This window comes from Sinomonas sp. B1-1 (genome assembly GCF_050474465.1).
Classification (GTDB): domain Bacteria; phylum Actinomycetota; class Actinomycetes; order Actinomycetales; family Micrococcaceae; genus Sinomonas; species Sinomonas flava.
Map to the genome: position 1 here is coordinate 1 of NZ_JBCHVF010000013.1, position 15,263 is coordinate 15,263.

Consider the following 15,263-nt stretch of genomic DNA (forward strand, 5'->3'; position numbering starts at 1 on the left):
AGCAACACCCCGAAACCGAGCCGCCCACGAGCAACGACCGGAACCAAGCCGCGAGAGGCAATAGAGCCCACCTCCCGCGGACTCCCAGACCAAGCCCGAAAGCCACTTCTTCAGCGGTCTCCTAGCCGGCGCCGCTCAGACGAGGAGCTCTATCACGGGCCGCAGGTAGCTGCGGAAGATCTCCTTGTCCTCGAGGAGGGACTCGCTCATGATCAGCTTGTCCGCGTCCACGAGCCACGCCCTGTCCTCCGCGAGCGGCAGCTCGATGATGGTCAGCGCGAAGCTCCGGCCGCCGTTGCCGACCTCGAGCTGCCGCTCCTCGACCAGCTCCCGCAGCACGTCCATGTCCCCGCGCTCCTCGCGCTTCTTCTCGAGCTGCTCGTACTCGCTCCGCCGCTCGCGCGCCCACGTGAGGGCCGTGCCGAAGTGCGCCTGCAGCGACCGCTGGAGCGCCGGGGCCGAGTGGAACGCGCTGAAACCCGGGGGGACGAGCTCGGGGCTCATCTCGGGGTGGTTCTGGATCAGCTGGGCCCACCAGGCCTCCCATTCGCGGCGCAGCGCCGGTATGCCGCCCACATGCTGGGTGATCTGCTGGTGGTCGCTCTCGCGGATCTTCGGATGCGCCGGGGCCACCGGCGGCATGCCCGCGCCGTTGAGCCCTGCACAGTCCTTGAGGTAGAGCGCCAAGAGCATCGGCCCGGACGTGTCCGTGGTGATCCGCCAGCCGGGTCCTCCAGTGTGGTGCATGAGTCGTAGCTCCTTGCCGTCTGCCTTCTCAGTGTATTCCCGCGGAGGCACCCAGGAGCCGGGGCGCCGCCGCCGCGAGGCTGGCGACCTGCGCCCGCACCACGGCGAGGCACAGCGCCGCGTCCAGCCAGCGGCCCTGGAGCAGGGCGTGCAGGCCCAGCCCCTCGACAGTGGCCAGGAGGCGCTCTGCCTCGACGACGAGCTCCTCGTCGGGAAGCTCCGGCCGCAGCGACCGCACCGCAGCCCCCAGCGCGGCGGCGAGGCTCCGGTGGCCGCGCTCGGCGGTCGCTGCCAGTTCGGGGCGTGTCCTCGCCGCGAGCTTGAACTCGCTCCACACGCAGAGGTCGACGGCGCGCTCCTCGTCGAGCGGGAGCAGCTGGCACAGCTGTGCCACGAGGTCCTCCTCGCCCGGGTGTCCCGCGCCGCGGCCGAGAGGCGAGGCGTCGAGGACGCGGGTGAGGACCGAGTCGACCACATCGTCGAAGGCACAGACGAGCAGGTCCGCGGACGTGGCGAAGTAGTGCCGGACCGACCCGACGACGAGGTCCGCCTCCCCCGCCACCTCCCGCAGGGACACACGGGCGAGCCCGTCCGCCACGACGATCCGCTTGACGGCATCCACGACCTCGCGGCGGCGCTCTGCCGCGTCAACTCTCCTGGGCACTCCCCCTCTCTAGCACACCTGTGCTCCAAGGGCCCGTCACAGCTTCCGCGACCGCGCGCCGTCGTGCGTGGGATCGATAGGATGAAGGCCATGCGCATCCTCGTCACCGGTGGCACCGGCTACATCGGCTCACACACGGTCCTGACCCTCCTCGAGTCCGGCCACGACGTCGTCGTGGTGGACAACCTGTCCAACTCCAGCGAGGAGGCCCTCCGCCGCGTCGGCGAGCTCGCCGGCCGCCAGGCCGCCTTCGTCCGGGCCGACATCACCGACGAGGCCGCCCTCGACGCCGCCTTCGCCGAGCACGCCCCCGAGGCGGTCATCCACTTCGCCGGCCTCAAGGCCGTCGGCGAGTCCGCCGCCATCCCCCTGGACTACTACTTCAACAACGTCGCCGGCACCATCGCGCTCCTGCGCACCATGGAACGCCACAGCGTGCGCACCATCGTCTTCTCCTCCTCCGCCACCGTCTACGGGGATCGCAACCCCATCCCGTACGTCGAGACCATGGACATCGGCGCCATGAACCCCTACGGGCGCACCAAGGAGCACATCGAGGACATCCTCACCGACCTCGGCGCCTCCGACCCCGCCTGGCGGATAGCACTGCTGCGCTACTTCAACCCGGTCGGGGCGCACCCTTCCGGCCGCATCGGCGAGGACCCGCAGGGCATCCCGAACAACCTCGTCCCCTTCATCGCCCAGGTCGCCGTCGGCCGGCGCGAGAAGCTCATGGTCTTCGGCGGCGACTATGACACCCCGGACGGGACCTGCCAGCGCGACTTCATCCACGTCGTCGACCTCGCCGAGGGCCACGCCGCCGCCCTGGACTACCTGGGCGACCACGACGGCGTGCACCGCTGGAACCTCGGCTCCGGCACCGGCACCAGCGTCCTGGAGATGCACCACGCCTTCGAGAAGGCCGTCGGCGAGCCCATCCCCTACGAGATCGCCCCCCGCCGCGCCGGCGACCTCCCCGCCTTCTGGGCGGACCCCACCGCCGCCCTGAACGACCTCGGCTGGTCCACCACTCGCACCATCGAGGCGATGTGCGAGGACCACTGGCGGTGGCAGAAGAACAACCCCCACGGCTACCAGGACGCCTGACCCACCCCGCCCGCCGGTTTCGGGTACGGATCGCGACGCCGGAACGGCGTTCCGGGTACGCGGCGTTCCGGGTACGCGGTCCGCGTATACACGACGACGGCCGGTGCCTTCCAAGCGGAAGGCACCGGCCGTGGTCGTACCCGAGAAGCCGAAATCCCGTGGGGATCTGTACCCGAAACGGGTGGGGTGGGTCAGCGGGAGGGGTAGTCCCGCTTGGCCTCGCCGACGTAGAGCTGGCGCGGGCGCCCGATCTTGGTCTGCGGGTCCTTGATCATCTCGCGCCACTGGGCGATCCAGCCGGGGAGGCGGCCGATCGCGAAGAGCACCGTGAACATCTTCTCCGGGAAGCCCATCGCCTTGTAGATGAGGCCTGTGTAGAAGTCCACGTTCGGGTAGAGCTTGCGCTGGATGAAGTAGTCGTCCGCGAGGGCCTTCTCCTCGAGGCGCATGGCGATGTCGAGGAGCTCGTCGTTGCCGCCGAGCTTGCCGAGGACCTCGTGGGCCGTCGCCTTGATGATCTTCGCGCGCGGGTCGTAGTTCTTGTAGACCCGGTGGCCGAAGCCCATGAGGCGGACGCCGTCCTCCTTGTTCTTGACCTTCTCCATGAAGTCCTCGGGCTTGATGCCCTCGGCCTGGATGCGGCGGAGCATGTTCAGCACGGCCTCGTTGGCGCCGCCGTGCAGCGGACCGAAGAGTGCGTTGATGCCCGCGGAGACGGACGCGAACATGTTGGCGTTCGCGGAGCCGACGAGGCGCACCGTGGACGTGGAGCAGTTCTGCTCGTGGTCCGCGTGCAGCACGAGGAGCGTGTCGAGGGCCTTGACCACGAGCGGGTCGAGCTCATAGGGCTCGGCCGGGAGCCCGAAGGAGAGCCGCAGGAAGTTCTCCACGAGGTTCATGGAGTTGTCCGGGTACAGCAGCGCCTGCCCGATCGACTTCTTGTGGGCGTACGCGGCGATGACCGGGAGCTTGGCCATGAGCCGGATGGTGGAGAGCTCCACCTGCTCCTCGTTGAACGGGTCGAGCGAGTCCTGGTAGAACGTCGACAGCGCGGAGACGGCCGAGGACAGGACGGGCATCGGGTGCGCATCGCGCGGGAAGCCGGCGAAGAAGCTCTTGAGCTCCTCGTGCAGGAGGGTGTGCCGGCGGATCCGCTGGTCGAACGCGTCGAGCTCGGCGGAGGTCGGGAGGTTCCCGTAGATGAGGAGGTAGGAGACCTCGAGGAAGCTCGAGTGCTGCGCCAGCTGCTCGATGGGGTAGCCCCGGTACCGGAGGATCCCCTCATCGCCGTCGATGAAGGTGATCGAGGACGTGGTGGCCGCGGTGTTCATGAACCCGGGGTCGAAGGTGACGGCGCCGGTCTCCTTGAGGAGCTTGGAGACGTCATAGCCGTCATTTCCCTCAACGGCGCGAATGCGGGGCAGCTCGAGATCTCCGCCCTCGTGGCGCAGCAGTGCGCCGTTCATCTCAGTCATGGTTCCCCTTCAAGAGGTAGCTCGCAACGTTCCTAAGCTACTCCCAGATCCCGGCAGGCACTAATCGATGCCCGGCCTCCTGTGAGGTGCCGCACACTTGCTGGACTAGCGCGCGGAGAGGCGTTCCACGGCGGCGTCGATGCGCTCGTCGCTTCCCGTGAGGGCCACGCGGACGAAGCCCGAACCCGCGGCCCCGTAGAACACGCCCGGCCCGACGACGATGCCCAGCTCCGCGAGCCGGCCCACGGTTGTCCAGGTGTCCTCACCGGCGGTGCACCACAGGTACAGGCCCGCCTCGGAGTGGGACAGGGTGAGGCCGAACGCCTCGAGCGCGGGCAGGAGCCGCTCGCGCCGCGCCCGGTAGAGGTCCTTCTGGGCGAGGACGTGCGCGTCGTCGCCGAGCGCCACCCGCATCGCCTCCTGCACCGGGAAGGGCATGATCATGCCTGCGTGCTTGCGGCTGTTGACCAGGTTCGGCATCAGCTCCGGCGCTCCCGCGACGAAGGCCGCCCGGTACCCTGCCAGGTTCGACTGCTTGCTGAGCGAGTAGACGCTCAGGAGGCCGGTCAGGTCCCCTCCGCTCACGCGGGGATCGAGGACGGACGGGACGGCCTCGCCGCCGCGCTGCGCATCCCAGGCCCCCCACCCGAGCTCGGCGTAGCACTCGTCGGACGCGACGACGGCACCCAGGGCCCGGGCGCGGTCGACGACGGCACGCAGCTCGTCCGCGCTCCGCACCGCGCCTGTCGGGTTGCCCGGGGAGTTGACCCAGACGAGGCGGACGCGGGCGAGCGTGGCGGCGTCGAGCTCGTCGAGGCTGTCAGCCGCCACGGCCGTGGCCCCTGCGAGCCGCGCGCCGATGTCGTACGTCGGGTAGGCCACGGACGGCCGGACGACGACGTCGCCCTCGCCGAGGCCGAGCAGGAACGGGAGCCAGGCCACGAGTTCCTTCGAGCCGACCGTCGGCATGACCGCCTGCTCGTCGAGCCCGGTGACACCGCGCCGCCGCGCGAACCATTCGACGACCGCCTCGCGCAGCGCCAGCGTGCCGTGCACGGTCGGGTAGCCGGGCGCGTCGGCTGCGGCGCGCAGGGCCTCCTGGATGGCCTCGGGCGTTGGGTCCACCGGTGTCCCGATGGAGAGGTTGACCGCCCCGCCCGGGTGCTCCGCGGCCGTGGCCGCGTAGGGGCGCATGGCCTCCCAGGGGTAGTCGGGCAGGTCCAGGCCGAAGCCGGAGGGACGTCGGATCGAGGAGGCCGTTCGTGTCGCGCTGTCGGCGCCCGGCTCGTTCCGCACGGTCAGTGGTCTTGGTTCTGCGGGGGAAGGGCCGCGACGAGCGGGTGGTCCTTGCCCGTGTTCCCGAGCTTGGCAGCGCCGCCCGGGGAGCCGAGGTCGTCGAAGAACTCGACGTTGGCCTTGTAGTAGTCACTCCACTCGTCGGGCACGTCGTCCTCGTAGTAGATGGCCTCGACGGGGCACACCGGCTCGCAGGCACCGCAGTCGACGCACTCGTCCGGGTGGATGTACAGGGACCGCTCGCCTTCGTAGATGCAGTCGACAGGACACTCCTCGACGCAGGCCTTGTCCTTCACATCCACGCACGGCTGCGCGATCACGTATGTCACGGTGCACCCTCTCTCTGTTCCGGCCGCACTGCTGGCGTCTTCCTGCGGCATGTCCGCGGCCGGTCGAGCCTATTATCCCCCGGCTCCCGCACGCCACTCCACCGTACACAGGCCGTAGCACTCGGCCGCCCGGGCAGCGGGCGGGCCACCGGCCGCGGCCGCCCTGCCTACGATGGAGCGTGCCCGAATCCCCGATCGACCTGCTCCGCTCGCTCCCGGCCGGCACGCGCGTCGTCGTCCGCAGCAGGATCGAGGACGGCTTCACGGACGCCCTCGGCGACCTCGTGGACTGCGGTGAGACGACGGCGACGGTCCGCACCCGCCGGGGCGACGCCGTCGTGCGCCTGGCCGACGTCGTCGCGGCGAAGCCGGTGCCACCTCCTCCGCCGCGCCGGGTCCCGCGGGAGACGCCCTAGCAGGAGGCGTTGTGCCGAAGACCACACCACGCTACATTTAATCCATCGAATAGAAATATCGAGGTTGCGCCGGAGGTCCACGCCATGTCGTTGCTCAGTGCCCTGGGAAGGCTCGCGCCGTCCGGACTCCCGCCGATGGTCTTCCAGGAGGCCCGCTTCGACCGGGTGGGCGTGCGCGCGGCCGACGGCGCGCTCCGCCTCGACGTCGGGCTCGCGGCGCTGGATCTCGCGCCGTTCGGGGAGTTCAGGGCGACCGTACGCTTCACGGCGGTCCTCGAGCGGCACCTGGCCTCGGGCGAGACGGTGCAGCGCAGCGTCGCCTGCATCCAGACGGATTCGTCGGCGTACCAGCGGGACAGGATGGGCCACGCGAGCACGGCTCTGGCCTTCGCGCCGACACCCCTGCCGCGGCTCTGGGCGCGGATGGGGACGCACGACGGGTCCGGCGTCACGCTGGTCCGCGCTTTCTGGTCGGACCTCATGATCATGGATCCGGCCCACCGGCTCCTCCAGCGGATCCGCGGCGAGTGGAACCACTCCCCCGCGGTCGCTGGGACACGCACGACGGCGGCCGGCGACTTCCGCGCAGGAGCCGCCGACCGCCGTCGGACGGGGTGAGTCAGGAACGCGAGCGGTTGCGCGCGGCCTTGAGCCGCTCGTTTGCGTCGAGGATCACCTTGCGGATGCGGATATCCTCGGGGGTGATCTCCACGCACTCGTCCTCGCGGGCGAACTCGAGGGATTCCTCGAGCGTGAGCGTCCGCGGCGGGGTGAGCCCCTCGAAGTTGTCCGCGGTGGAGGAGCGCATGTTGGTGAGCTTCTTCTCCTTGGTGATGTTCACCTCCATGTCGTCGGCGCGCGAGTTCTCGCCGACGATCATGCCCTCGTACACCTCGGCCGTGGGCTGGATGAAGAAGGTGCCGCGCTCCTGGAGGTTGATCATCGCGAACGGGGTCGCGACGCCGGCGCGGTCCGCGACGAGCGAACCGTTCGTGCGGTACTCGATGTCCCCGGCCCACGGCTCGTAGCCCTCGGAGATCGAGGAGGCGATGCCCGCGCCGCGGGTGTCCGTGAGGAACTTCGTGCGGAAGCCGATCAGGCCGCGGGAGGGGACGATGAACTCCATGCGGACCCAGCCGGTGCCGTGGTTGGCCATGTTGGTCATGCGTCCCTTGCGGGCCGCGAGGAGCTGCGTGACCGCGCCGAGGTACTCCTCGGGAACGTCGATCGTCATGTGCTCCATGGGCTCGAGGACCTGGCCGTCGACCTTCTTCGTCACGACCTGCGGCTTGCCGACCGTGAGCTCGAAGCCCTCGCGGCGCATCTGCTCGACGAGGATGGCCAGGGCGAGCTCGCCGCGGCCCTGCACCTCCCACGCGTCCGGACGCTCGGTGGGCAGGACGCGGATCGAGACGTTGCCGATGAGCTCCTTGTCGAGGCGGTCCTTGACCTGGCGTGCGGTCACCTTCGCGCCCTTGACGCGGCCGGCCAGCGGGGACGTGTTGATGCCCACCGTCATCGAGATCGCGGGGTCGTCGACCGTGATGAGCGGGAGCGGCTGCGGGTTGTCCGCGTCGGTGAGCGTCTCACCGATGGTGATGTCTTCGATGCCGGCGACCGCGACGATCTCGCCGGGGCCCGCGGACTCGGCCGGGACGCGGTCGAGGGCGCGCGTGGCGAGGAGCTCGGTGATCTTGACGGTCCTGATGGTCCCGTCGTGGCGGGCCCACGCGACCTGTTGGCCCTTGCGGAGCGTGCCGTTGTAGATGCGCAGGAGCGCGAGGCGGCCGAGGAAGGGCGACGCGTCGAGGTTGGTCACGTGCGCCTGGAGGACACCCTCGGGGTTGTACGTGGGCGCCGGGATGTGCTTGAGGATGGTCGCGAAGAGCGGCTCGAGGCTGTCGTTGTCCGGGATCGAGCCGTCGGCGGGCTGCTCGAGGGAGGAAGCACCGGCGCGGGCCGCGGCGTAGACCACCGGGACGTCGAGGACCTTGTCGAGGTCGAGGTCCGGGACCTCGTCCGCGAGGTCCGAGGCGAGGCCCAGGAGGAGGTCCATCGTCTCGTGGACGACCTCCTCGATGCGCGCATCGGGCCGGTCGGTCTTGTTCACCACGAGGATCACGGGCTTGTGCGCGGCGAGGGCCTTGCGGAGCACGAAGCGCGTCTGCGGCAGCGGGCCCTCCGAGGCGTCCACGAGCAGCACCACGCCGTCGACCATTGACAGGCCTCGCTCGACCTCTCCGCCGAAGTCGGCGTGGCCAGGGGTGTCGATGACGTTGATCGTGATGCCGTCGGGCTCGCCGACCTCGGCCGCGGACGGACCGGCGTAGCGCACGGTCGTGTTCTTGGCGAGGATGGTGATGCCCTTCTCACGCTCGAGGTCGCCCGAGTCCATCACGCGGTCCTCGACGTCGCCGTGGGCGGCGAAGGAGTTGGTCTGCCGGAGCATGGCGTCGACGAGGGTGGTCTTGCCGTGGTCGACGTGCGCCACGATGGCGACGTTGCGGAGATCGGTGCGAGAGGCGGTGGACACAGTTTCAGTCATGCGTGTGAGGCTCACTTCGGATGTGGGGTCGCGGCGGTCCGCGTCCTCATGCGGCTCGGGGTGGCCCGGCCGGAGGCACAACGGAACAGACCCTCTTAAGGGCCAGCAACTACATTTTACCCCTCCCGGAGCAAACGCCCTTCCGGGCGTCGGGCAGGAGCCCTGGGAAGACCGAGTGGCACCGGACGCCGCGACCCAGCATGATGGGACAACGGGCGTTCGCACCGCACCCGTTGTCACCGCACCGGAGGACCCATGGGACCAGGCAGGCTTCGCGTCGCGACGGCAGCCCTCGCCGTCGCGCTCGCCTCATCCGGCGCGCCCGTCTCCGCCGTCGCCGCGCCCGCCTCCGCCGTCGCCGCCCCGTCGTCCGCCGGTGTGCCCTTCGCCACGCCTCCGCTCGTGCTCGCCCCGCGCACGACGTCGGCCCGCCGCCTCACGCCGCCGGCCCTCCTCCCGCTGGGGTCGCTGTACGCCGACCCTGCAACCGGCCGGCGCGAGAGGATCCTCGGGGACCTGGCCCGGACGGCAGTCCTGATCGGCGATTCCCAATCCGAACCCACGGACAGCTGGGTGCGGCGCGGCCTCGAGAAGGCCGGCTACAGCGTCTATTTCGCGGGAAAGGGCGGAACGGGCTTCTCGGTCGGCACGGCCGCGGTGCACGACTACGACGACGCCCTCCGCCTCGGCGACTGGCTCCTGCCCTACGGGGATCCCGGACTCGTGGTGGTCCAGGGCGGCGGCAACGACGCGAGCCGCAGGTCCTCCGATGCGGCGATCACGAAGGGTGCCGTCGCGATCCTGGACGAGCTGCGCACCGCCTATCCCCACTCGAAGCGGCTCATGGTCGGGACACTGTCGAAGTCGGCTGCCGAGGGCGGCGGCCGTCGCACCGAGGTCGACGCCCTCCTCGGCCGCACCGCGGCGCGCCTCGACGTGCCGTTCGTCGGCTGCGGGGACTGGATCTCGCGCTACGGCCTCGCCGACGAGCTCGCCGACGGGGTCCACCTCAAGGCCTCCGGCATGGCCCGGCTGACGCCGATCTTCGCCGACTCGCTGGCCGCACAGGGCCTCGCCCTGGACTGACGCGACAGGGGCCCGGGCGCGCACAGCGCCCGGGCCCCTGCACGGCGCTGCCGCGTCAGGCGACCTCGGGGGGCAGGAGGAGCTTGCCCCCGGGGATCGCGTCCAGCAGGGCCCTCGTGTACTCCTGCTGCGGCGAGTCGAACACCGAGTCGGTGGTGCCTGTCTCGACGAGCCTGCCCCGCTCCATGACACACACGCTGTCCGCGATCTGGCGGACCACGGCGAGGTCGTGGGTGATGAAGAGGTAGGTCAGCCCGAGCCTCTCCTGCAGGTCCGCGAGGAGGTTGAGCACCTGGGCCTGGACGAGAACGTCGAGCGCGGAGACCGCCTCGTCGCAGATGATCACCTCGGGGTCCAGGGCCAGCGCGCGCGCGATCGCGACGCGCTGGCGCTGTCCGCCCGAGAGCTCGTTCGGGTAGCGCTGCATCGCCGACTGCGGCAGCGCGACCTGGTCGAGCAGCTCCCGGACCTTGAGCTCCCTCGAGGCCCGGTCGCCGATCTTGTGCGTGCGCAGCGGCTCCTCGATGGTCCGGTAGATGTTGTACATCGGGTCGAGCGAGCCGTACGGGTCCTGGAAGATGGGCTGGACGCGCCGGCGGAAGGCGAACAGCTGCTTTCGGTCCAGGGTCGCTGTGTCGATCCCGTCGAACACGATCCGGCCCGAGGTCGGCTTCAGCAGCTGGAGCACCATCTGGGCCACCGTCGACTTGCCCGACCCGGACTCCCCCACGATTGCGGTCGTCGTGCCCCGCGGGACGCGGAAGCTCACGTCGTCCACCGCCGTGAAGTCGGTGCCGCGGCCGACCCCGGTGCGCAGCTTGAAGACCTTCGTCAGGTTCTCGACGATGAGCGCGTCGTCGGTCGGCACGGCAGCCTTGGCCGCGGGGACGACCTCAGACTCAACGGCCTCGACCGCCGTCGCCTCGGCCTTCTCAGCCGCGCGCTCCTTGGCCTCGTCCGAAGAGGTCAGAAGATCACTCGCCTCGATCCCTGCTTCCTTGGCCACCTGGATGCGCCGCGACGCGAGCGAGGGCGCCTTGGCCACGAGCCGCTGGGTGTACGGGTGGAGCGGGTTCCGAAGGAGCTCGAGCGACGGGCCCGCCTCGACAACGCGCCCCTGGTACATGACCACGACCTTGTCCGCGCGCTCGGCTGCCAGACCGAGGTCGTGGGTGATGAGGAGCACCGAGGTGCCGAGCTCGGCGGTCATGGTCTGGAGGTGGTCGAGGATCTTGCGCTGGACCGTCACGTCGAGGGCCGAGGTCGGCTCGTCCGCGATGAGCAGCTTCGGGGCGCACGCGAGCCCGATCGCGATGAGGGCGCGCTGGCGCATGCCGCCGGAGAACTCGTGCGGGAACTGCTTCGCGCGGCGCTCGGCGTCCGGAAGCCCGGCGTCGGCGAGGGCACGGGCGACGTCGGCGGGACCGTCGGGGCGGCCGTTCGCCTTGAGCGTCTCCCGCACCTGGTAGCCGATCTTCCAGACCGGGTTCAGGTTCGACATCGGGTCCTGCGGCACCATGCCGATCGTGTTGCCGCGCAGCTCGATCAGGCGCTTCTCGGGGGCGTGGGCGACGTCCTCGCCGTCGAGCAGGATCTGCCCTCCGGTGACCCGGCCGTTGTTCGGGAGGAGCCCGATGGCGGCCAGCGCGGTCGTGGACTTCCCCGAGCCGGACTCGCCCACGATGGCGAGGGTCTCGCCGGGCATGATCTTCAGGTGCGCGTCGCGGACGGCCTTGAAGTCGCCGCTGCCGGTGGTGAAGGTGATCTCGAGGTCGCGGATCTCGAGGATCGGACGGCCACCCGGCTCGCCCGCATCGGTGATCTCGGGCCCCGAGGGCGCTGTGGTCTTCTCGGTCATCGGGTCCTGCTCTTCGGGTCAAGGGCGTCGCGGACCGCGTCGCCGAGCATGATGAAGCTCAGGACGCACAGCGACAGCGCGATGGACGGGTAGATGAGGATCATCGGGTTCGTCCGGATCGAGGTCTGGGCGGCGGCGATGTCGTGCCCCCAGGACATGACTGATTCGGGCAGGCCGATGCCGAGGAAGGACAGCGTTGCCTCGGTCACGATGAAGACGCCGAGCTCGAGCGTCGCGAGGACGATCACCGGCGCCAGCGCGTTCGGCAGGACGTGCCGCAGGAGCGCCCCGCCGCGGGAGACGCCGAGGGAGCGCGCCGCCATGACGAAGTCCGCGTTGCGGACCTCGATGACTGCCCCGCGCGTGATCCTCGCCATCTGGGGCCAGCCCAGCATCGCGATCACGAGGACCACCGTCCAGACGCTCTTGTTCGCGCGGAACAGCGGCAGCTGGGTGATCACGAGCGCGCCGAGGACGAGCGGGAGGGCGAAGAAGATGTCGCCGAGGCGCGCGAGGACGGCGTCGAGCCATCCGCCGAAATAGCCAGCCAGCGCGCCGAACGTCACGCCGATCACGAGCACACACAGCACGGCCAGTACGCCGACGGTCAGGGAAGCCTGGGTCCCATGGATCACACGGGAGAAGACATCGCAGCCCTGGAAGGTGAATCCGAACGGATGCCCGTCCCGCGGGCCCGCCTCCGAGTTCTCAAGCAGGCACTCGCTGTTGGGGGGGACCTGGGTGAAGACGCCCGGGAAGAGGGCGATGAAGACGAGGGCGAGGATCATGATCGCCGAGATGATGAACAGCGGCCGCCGCCTCAGCTTGCGCCAGGCATCTGCCCACAGGCTCAGGGGCGCTTCTTCGACACGGAGCGTGTCGGTCGCGCCGAGGGTCTTCTCCTCGAAGGGGGCGACGTAGTGGCCCTCAGTGCGTTCAGGCTTCATAGCGGATCCTCGGGTCAAGCCAGGCGTACAGGAGGTCGACGAGCAGGTTCGCAAGGACGAACACGAGCACGAGAACACTCACGATCGCGACGACTGTCGGGCCTTCTCCGCGCAGCGTCGCCTGGTAGAGCTTGTTGCCCACTCCCGGCACGTTGAAGATGCCCTCCGTGACAATCGCGCCGCCCATGAGACCGCCAAGGTTGGCGCCGAGGTACGTCACGACGGGGATCATCGAGTTGCGCAGGACGTGCGCTAGGACGACCCGACTGCGCGAGAGGCCCTTGGCTGTCGCGGTGCGCACGTAGTCGGCGTTCATGTTCTCGATGACCGAGGCGCGTGTGAGGCGCAGGACGTACGCGAAGGAGACGAGTCCCAACACGATCGCGGGAAGCAGGAGGTTGCCCCAGTCGGCCTGCGCGCCCACGGTGGGTTTGGCCCAGCCCAGATAGACACCGAACACGAGCTGGAACACGAAGCCGAGGACGAAGGTCGGGACGGCGATGACGACGAGCGAGGCGACCAGAACCGTCGAGTCAAAGATCCCGCCGCGGCGCAGGCCGGCGAAGAGACCGAACAGCACGCCGAAGATGGCCTGGATGGCCAGGGCCTCGACGGCGAGCATCGCCGTGACGGGGAAGATGCGGGCCAGCGTCGCCGCGATGGGCTGCTGGGTGAAGTCCACGCCGAGGTCCAGGGTGAACAGGTTCTTCAAGAAGATCCCGTACTGCACGATGAACGGCTGGTCGAGATGGTACTGGGCCCGGAGCGCATCGATGACGCCCTGCGGCGGCTGCCGGTCACCGAACAGCGCCGCGATGGGGTCTCCGGGGAGGGCGAAGACCATGAAGTAGACGAGCAGGGTTGTCCCGATGAAGACGGGGATGACTTGGAGGAGTCGGCGGAGGATGTACCGGATCACGGTGTGCCTCCTGCGTCCCAGGTCGGTGGGACTCTCATGGGTGTTGCCTTCCGGTTGAAACAGAGGCCGAGGGCCCGGCACCCGCCGGGCCCTCGGTCAGTGGAGTATCCGCTGTCGCGGTGCTACTTCGCCTGGATGTCGAAGTAGCGGATCTGGCCGTTCCACCCGGTCTCGGCCTTGATCACGTTGTTGCTCCACACAATGGCGCGGTTCTGGTCCCAGAGTGGCAGACCCGGCAGGTCCTTGAACAGGACTTCCTGCGCCTTGTTGAACTTGTCATTCGCTTCGTCCGTCGACTTCGCGGCGAGGCCGTCCTTGAGGAGCTTGTCGAACTCGGGGTTCGAGTACTTCTCGTAGTTCGACGACGCGCCGGTCGCCCAGACCGGGCCGAGGAAGTTGTAGAGCGACGGGTAGTCACCCTGCCAGCCGGCACGGGTCAGACCCGGGAGGCTCTGCGACTTGCGGACGTTGAGCAGCTCGGCGAACTTCGCGAACGGCTGGATCTCCGACTGGATGCCCAGGTTGTTCTTGAAGTTGTTCGCGACGGCGTCGACCCATTCCTTGTTGCCGCCGTCGGTGTTCGAGCCGATCAGGAGGGGCTTGGAGGCGTCGTACGGCTGGATCTTGTCGGCCTGGGCCCAGAGGTCCTTGGCCTTGGCGGGGTCGTACTTGAGGACCTCGCTGCCCGGGATGTCGGCCTTGAAGCCGTCGATGACCGGCGGGGCGAATGCCTTGGACGGCGTCCGGGTCCCGTTGAAGACGACCTTGGCGATCTCCTCGCGGTTGATCGCGTAGGAGAGGGCCTGGCGGCGGAGCTTGCCGGCCTCGCCCTGGAAGTTCGGGTTGTAGCCCGGGATGTTCAGGGTCGAGTTGCTCGCGACCGGCTTGGTCGCGTTGCGGTCCTGGAAGTCCGTGGTGTAGGTCTTGAGCGCGTTCGACGGGAGGACGTCCGTGACGTCCAGGTTGTCGGCCTGAAGGTCCGTGTAGGCCGGGCCCGGGTCAGTGTAGAACTTGAAGGTGATGCCACCGTTCTTGGCCTCACGCGGACCCTTGTAGTCGGCATTCTTGACCAGCGAGATTGACTGGTCATGGACCCACGATCCGGTGTCCTTGGCCATCTTGTAGGGGCCGTTGCCGATCGGGTTCTCGCCGAACTTCTTCGGGTCCTTGAGGGCCTCGGAGGGCAGCGGGAAGAAGGCCGAGTAGCCGAGGCGCAGGGACCAGTCGGCCTCGGGCTGGGCGAGCTTGACCTTGATCGTCTGGTCGTCGGGGGCGCTGAGCCCGGACATGGTCTGCGCCTTGGGAGCCGGCGTCGAGGTGGTCTTGCCGTCCGCCCCGGTGCTCTTCGTGGTGGCGCTGACGTCGTCGTAGCCCTCGATGGACTCGAAGAAGAAGCTGTTGTTCTGGAGGTTTGTGGCCAGTGCCGCGAAGTTCCAGGAGTCCACGAAGGTCTTGGCCGTGATCGCCTCGCCGTTGGTGAACTTCTGGCCCTGCTTGACCTTGATGGTCCAGTTCTGCGAGTCAGAGGACTCGATGCTGTCGGCGAGCGCGTTGACCGGCTTGCCGTCCGCCGCGTACGTGCGCAGGCCTTCGAAGAGCATCTCGACGACGCGGCCGCCGTAGACCTCGTTGGTGTTGGCCGGCAGCAGCGGGTTCTGCGGCTCATTGCTGTAGGCGGTGATCACCTTGTTGGGATCGCCGCTCGACTGGGCAGTGCCCCCAGAAGTGCCCCCGCCGCCGCTGCACGCGCTCAGCGCGAGGGCGACAGCGGCCGTGGCCCCCAAGGCCTTGGACATGCGTGATAGACGCATCCCTCAAACTCCTAACGATCTCGGAAATGGACCCCGGCCTGATGCGAGAGCCCGTGAGCCCGC

General features: G+C 69.2%; 14 protein-coding genes. 4 read left to right on the forward strand and 10 right to left on the reverse strand.

All coding sequences use genetic code 11. The annotated features are described in order from the left end of the window. Window positions 1-135: 135 nt before the first annotated feature. Together ACQ5BE_RS15945 and ACQ5BE_RS15950 are read right to left on the reverse strand one after the other, a co-directional pair. Window positions 136-747 (reverse strand): hypothetical protein, encoded by a 612-nt coding sequence (locus ACQ5BE_RS15945; protein WP_430297977.1) that lies wholly within the window; start codon window positions 745-747, stop codon window positions 136-138. A 28-nt stretch (window positions 748-775) separates the two neighbouring features. Next, entirely contained in the window at window positions 776-1,411 is a 636-nt protein-coding gene (locus ACQ5BE_RS15950; RefSeq protein ID WP_430297978.1) for a TetR/AcrR family transcriptional regulator, read from the reverse strand. A 90-nt stretch (window positions 1,412-1,501) separates the two neighbouring features. On the opposite strand from ACQ5BE_RS15950, the gene galE reads away from it, so the two are divergent. Beyond that, window positions 1,502-2,518: a UDP-glucose 4-epimerase GalE gene (gene galE / locus ACQ5BE_RS15955; protein ID WP_430297979.1), complete on the forward strand. Its 1,017-nt coding sequence runs from the start codon at window positions 1,502-1,504 to the stop codon at window positions 2,516-2,518. Between the two features lie 191 nt (window positions 2,519-2,709). On the opposite strand, the gene ACQ5BE_RS15960 is transcribed toward galE, so the two are convergent. From ACQ5BE_RS15960 to fdxA, 3 genes are all read right to left on the reverse strand, one after another. Then, on the reverse strand, window positions 2,710-3,993 hold the full coding sequence (locus ACQ5BE_RS15960; protein WP_430297980.1) for a citrate synthase: 1,284 nt from the start codon (window positions 3,991-3,993) through the stop codon (window positions 2,710-2,712). 105 nt (window positions 3,994-4,098) lie between these two features. Next, window positions 4,099-5,241 (reverse strand): succinyldiaminopimelate transaminase, encoded by a 1,143-nt coding sequence (gene dapC, locus ACQ5BE_RS15965; RefSeq protein ID WP_430298081.1) that lies wholly within the window; start codon window positions 5,239-5,241, stop codon window positions 4,099-4,101. Between the two features lie 50 nt (window positions 5,242-5,291). Beyond that, a complete protein-coding gene (fdxA, locus tag ACQ5BE_RS15970) occupies window positions 5,292-5,618 on the reverse strand; it encodes a ferredoxin (protein ID WP_208709542.1) in 327 nt (108 codons plus the stop codon). A 179-nt stretch (window positions 5,619-5,797) separates the two neighbouring features. Between fdxA and ACQ5BE_RS15975 the strand changes: the two genes are divergently transcribed. Together ACQ5BE_RS15975 and ACQ5BE_RS15980 are read left to right on the forward strand one after the other, a co-directional pair. Continuing rightward, entirely contained in the window at window positions 5,798-6,034 is a 237-nt protein-coding gene (locus tag ACQ5BE_RS15975; RefSeq protein WP_430297981.1) for a hypothetical protein, read from the forward strand. Window positions 6,035-6,118: 84 nt separating this feature from the next. Next, window positions 6,119-6,652, forward strand: coding sequence for a hypothetical protein (locus tag ACQ5BE_RS15980; RefSeq protein ID WP_430297982.1), 534 nt, complete (start codon window positions 6,119-6,121; stop codon window positions 6,650-6,652). 1 nt (window position 6,653) lies between these two features. Here ACQ5BE_RS15980 and typA read toward each other — a convergent pair whose 3' ends face one another. Further along, window positions 6,654-8,579 carry a translational GTPase TypA gene (gene typA, locus ACQ5BE_RS15985; RefSeq protein WP_430297983.1) on the reverse strand — a complete coding sequence of 642 codons (1,926 nt, stop codon included), beginning with the start codon at window positions 8,577-8,579 and terminating at the stop codon, window positions 6,654-6,656. A gap of 255 nt (window positions 8,580-8,834) precedes the next feature. On the opposite strand from typA, the gene ACQ5BE_RS15990 reads away from it, so the two are divergent. Next, entirely contained in the window at window positions 8,835-9,665 is an 831-nt protein-coding gene (locus ACQ5BE_RS15990) for an SGNH/GDSL hydrolase family protein (RefSeq protein WP_430297984.1), read from the forward strand. A gap of 55 nt (window positions 9,666-9,720) precedes the next feature. Here ACQ5BE_RS15990 and ACQ5BE_RS15995 read toward each other — a convergent pair whose 3' ends face one another. From ACQ5BE_RS15995 to ACQ5BE_RS16010, 4 genes are all read right to left on the reverse strand, one after another. After that, window positions 9,721-11,523 (reverse strand): dipeptide ABC transporter ATP-binding protein, encoded by a 1,803-nt coding sequence (locus ACQ5BE_RS15995; RefSeq protein WP_430297985.1) that lies wholly within the window; start codon window positions 11,521-11,523, stop codon window positions 9,721-9,723. Continuing rightward, entirely contained in the window at window positions 11,520-12,470 is a 951-nt protein-coding gene (locus ACQ5BE_RS16000) for an ABC transporter permease (protein WP_430297986.1), read from the reverse strand. Before ACQ5BE_RS16000 ends, ACQ5BE_RS15995 begins: the two co-directional genes overlap by 4 nt. Further along, window positions 12,460-13,389, reverse strand: a complete 930-nt coding sequence (locus ACQ5BE_RS16005) for an ABC transporter permease (RefSeq protein ID WP_430297987.1) — start codon at window positions 13,387-13,389, stop codon at window positions 12,460-12,462. The genes ACQ5BE_RS16000 and ACQ5BE_RS16005 overlap by 11 nt, the downstream gene beginning before the upstream one ends. A 122-nt stretch (window positions 13,390-13,511) precedes the next feature. Further along, a complete protein-coding gene (locus ACQ5BE_RS16010) occupies window positions 13,512-15,200 on the reverse strand; it encodes a peptide ABC transporter substrate-binding protein (protein ID WP_430297988.1) in 1,689 nt (562 codons plus the stop codon). Window positions 15,201-15,263: the final 63 nt, after the last annotated feature.